Annotated in this window: 1 protein-coding gene and 3 pseudogenes; all 4 read right to left on the minus strand. The window is 64.4% G+C overall.

Annotated features, from left to right (window positions below):
- Nucleotides 1–1,067 precede the first annotated feature (1,067 nt).
- Entirely contained in the window at nucleotides 1,068–1,421 is a 354-nt protein-coding gene (locus ABZ824_RS39610) for a hypothetical protein (RefSeq protein WP_356970037.1), read from the minus strand.
- 480 nt (nucleotides 1,422–1,901) lie between these two features.
- A pseudogene (locus tag ABZ824_RS39615) lies at nucleotides 1,902–2,023 on the minus strand (IS701 family transposase); the annotation flags it as partial.
- Nucleotides 2,024–2,110: 87 nt separating this feature from the next.
- A pseudogene (locus ABZ824_RS39620) lies at nucleotides 2,111–3,267 on the minus strand (IS3 family transposase).
- Nucleotides 3,268–3,370: 103 nt separating this feature from the next.
- Nucleotides 3,371–3,560: pseudogene (locus ABZ824_RS39625) on the minus strand (IS110 family transposase); the annotation flags it as partial.

Genomic DNA, 3,560 nt, shown 5'->3' on the forward strand with positions numbered 1-3,560 from the left:
GCTCGCGTTCCCGCTGGGGAATTACGTGAACGGCACCCTGCGGAATTACGTGAACGAAAACCGGCTCAACCTGGGGATTTCCGTGAACGCCGACAATGTTCGGCACCGAGGGCGCCAAGATGGCCCCGCTGATCGTCCCGGCCGACACCGAACCGCTTCGTCGCCGCCCAGCCCACGCGGCGCGCGTCGGGACAGTCGTCGACGATGGACACCGGCGATGCACGCGACGGACCCCGCGCGGCGGCTGAGAGGTGACTCAGGGTCGCCGTTCATCATCGCGAGGACGCGAGCGGCCTGTCCTGGATGCGGAGTTCGGTCAGGGCACGGCCTAGTTCGACGGTGTCCACCACACCACGAAGATCAAGACCGGACGCAGGGCTGACAGTTCGTCTGCCATGCCCATGTAAGCAGGTGCGTGTCGTTTCGCCCTTGCAGCCGTGTAAGACCGCCGCGCGAGGTCGCGGCGGCCGAATGCAGAAACTCGATCGTCGGAACACGTTCGCCTTCGCAGCACTTTCCCAACGGATGAGTGAGCGGGGTACGGGTGGCAGGACGAACCACTGTGAGCCATGCCTGGTTGTCCATCCGAGTCGACCTCGTCAGTGGTGGTGGGATCGATTGGTGGCCGCGTCCCGGCCGGATCTTCGCCGCCTCCCGACGCCATACTCTCGACTCTCGCGCAGTTGGCGACTGAACGATGCACACCGGCAAGTGGCGGCCGGTATCGCTGCAGCACACATCGTCGTCGAGGGGAAGTGCCGCATCCGGACGTTCGTCCGGCCTTGCGGTTCGCCGATTTCGCGTTTCGGCGGGTGCCCGCTAGGTTTGATGGATTGTTTGCCGGACCTGCCCCAAGGGCTAGTAGACGAGACGGCCCGAAGTCCTTATCCCCCTTTGCGGCTTCGGGCCGTTGCCCATTCCCGCTGCGACCCTATTCTCGGGCAGCCACCGGGGTGGATGGACAACGAAACCGCAACCTGCGCGCGAGCACGCACCACCGGGGACCGGCACATCCTCGTTCACGACCGTGCTCGATGCGATCGTGGTGCCGAGAAGCGTTGCGGCCGCTATGGATCCCTGTCCCCGGGGTCATCGCTGGGTTCCTGGCCGGGTCGGTGTTGCGACTGCGGGCTGATACTCGGGTGTTCGGCGGCGTACAGCTCGCGCTGCAGCGCGGCCACGGCGAGGGCGAGGACTCGTTCGGCGCGCTCACGCGCCACCGCGACGAGCCTGCCGGCCTGGGTGGCCTGGTTCAGCAGCCTGCGGCGGCGCTGCGGGTCGTCGGTGACGCTGGTGCGCACTTCGTTTCTCAGGTCCTCGACACGCCAGGCGATCTCGTCGACGACCACCGCCGGGGCCGTGCGATCGAGCCTCTTCAGCACGGCGAGGACACCGGCGATTCTTTCTTCCAAACTGGGCATCTTCTTCCCCCTGGATCCAGTACCGGGTGCATCCTGTTCGAGCCAAGGGTAATCCCGTCGCTAGCGCTGAAAGGTGTTCCCTATGATGAACACCGCACTGCCAGAAGCGGATACGACTACAATCCACCGTACGAGGATGTGCACGGGCATGGCTCGGCGTTCCTGAAGCCCCTTGTGACGAGCCGATCAGTGGTGGCCTCGGGCCGTCGCGGCGAAACCGGGATCCGCGTTGGTCACTTGAATTCGGCGTCCACACATGTGACTCGTCTGCGGCTATCCGCCCGATGGCTTGCGCCGGTGTCCCGCTGAGCCGGGCAACCACACGGGTGTGGCCGTGGGGGAATGCCGCCGGGATCGGGTCGCCCGGCTGGAAAGCTTGGTTGACACCGAGATGGGTGGCCAGCCCGGGCAGGTCGGTGAGGCGGGCTTGGCCGTGCGGGGTGCCGACGAGCAGCACTTCGATCTCGCCACGGGTGACGGTGCCCGCTCGGCCAGCGTCCACCCATTCTTGCGCTCGAGACCCGCCACCAAACCGGTCACATACTGCCGGGCCCGGCCCCGCGGCTCCGACCGCGTGAACCGGCCACCAATCCTCCGTGCAACTAATCCAACTCCGCTGCAACAACAGCCAAAACCACCCCGGCAAACTACTGGGCTGTCCTCGCTTGGTGTCCGCCCGGTTGCGAGAGTCAGGACACCGATTGTAGGTGCCGGTTGGCTTTCTCGAACTCTGCAGGGGTGAGCCAGCCCAGGCTGGAATGCCGACGTTGCCGGTTGTGGAAGATCTCGATGTAGTCGAAGATCGCGTTAGCGAGCTCGGTGCGGGTCTTCCACTTCTTGCGGTCGAGTAGCTCGATTTGCATTCTGCTCCAGAAGAATTCGATCATCGCGTTGTCGTAGCCATCGCCGATGGTCCCCATCGAGCCGACCAGGCCGGCGTCGGTGATGCGGCGGCTGAACGCCCAGGACGTGAACTGAGTGCCGTGGTCGCTGTGAACAACAGTCCGGTCCGGTGAACGTGCCGCGATGGCCATGTCGAGCGCGGCGAGCACGAGCGACGCGGTTTGCCGGGAGTCGATGGCCCAGCCGACAATGCGTCGGGAGTATGCGTCGATCACCGCGCAGCAATAGACCTTGCCCTCTCGGGTGGGGTGTTCGGTTATGTCGGTGCACCACAGCTGATTCTCTCGCCCAGCGGTAAAGTTCCGCTTGACCAGATCGGTGTGCGTGGCAATGTCCTGCTTGCTGATGTAACGCTTCCGGTTTCCCGAGAGGCCCCGAACGCCAATGCGTTTCATCACCGAGTGCACTTGGCCGGACCCGACCTCGATGCCCATTCCGATGGTCAGTTCGGCGTGGATGCGGCGCACGCCATAGCAGCCGCGGGAGGCCGCGTGAACGGCCTTGATTGTCTCGGCCAGCATCTCATGGCGCAGCCGACGCTGACTGGGCGGCCGGTTGCGATGGTGGCGGTAGCCGCGTTCGGAGATTCCGAGCACACGGCAGGCGGCGCGGATACTGATTCCTTGCCCGGTCAAGGCCGTGACAACCGGGAAACGCCTTTTGGGCCGATCGTGGTATCGGCGAGGATCTCGGCTGCCAACCGCGTCGCACGCAGCTCCTCCTCCAGCTGTTTGATCCTGTTAAGTGCGTCCCGCAACTGTGCCGATTCGACCGTTGAGGTGCCAGGTGCCTCGCCACGGTCAATGACCGCTTGCTGCTTCCACTGGTACAGGCTGCCTTCGGTGACTCCCAGATCTCGGGCCACGTCGGCAACGCGCCGACCTTCCTCAAGGATCAGAGCGACTGCGCGCTCCCGGAATTGCGGTGAATACATCATCGGCACGGGCGGAGATCCTTCCATCCAAACGGGTAGGAATCTCACAACCCGGCGGACAGAACCTCAGGACAGACCAAAGGGCCCCCAACCCGTGATACCTCTGTATTTGTCAAGCGGCTTCGGCTTGACGGGCGAGTTCGACTGGTTTGGTGCGTCGTTCGTCTCGGATCATGGTTCGCCAGCACAGATCCGCCAGTCGCCGCTTGAGACAGCGTTTCGCCTCCTTCGGTGTCTTTCCCTCGGCGATCTTCTTGTCGTAGTAGGCGCGTCCGGCGCTGCCACGCATCCGGATCTGGATC

Origin of the sequence: Nocardia sp. NPDC047038 (assembly GCF_040644075.1) — a bacterium.
GTDB lineage: Bacteria > Actinomycetota > Actinomycetes > Mycobacteriales > Mycobacteriaceae > Nocardia > Nocardia sichangensis.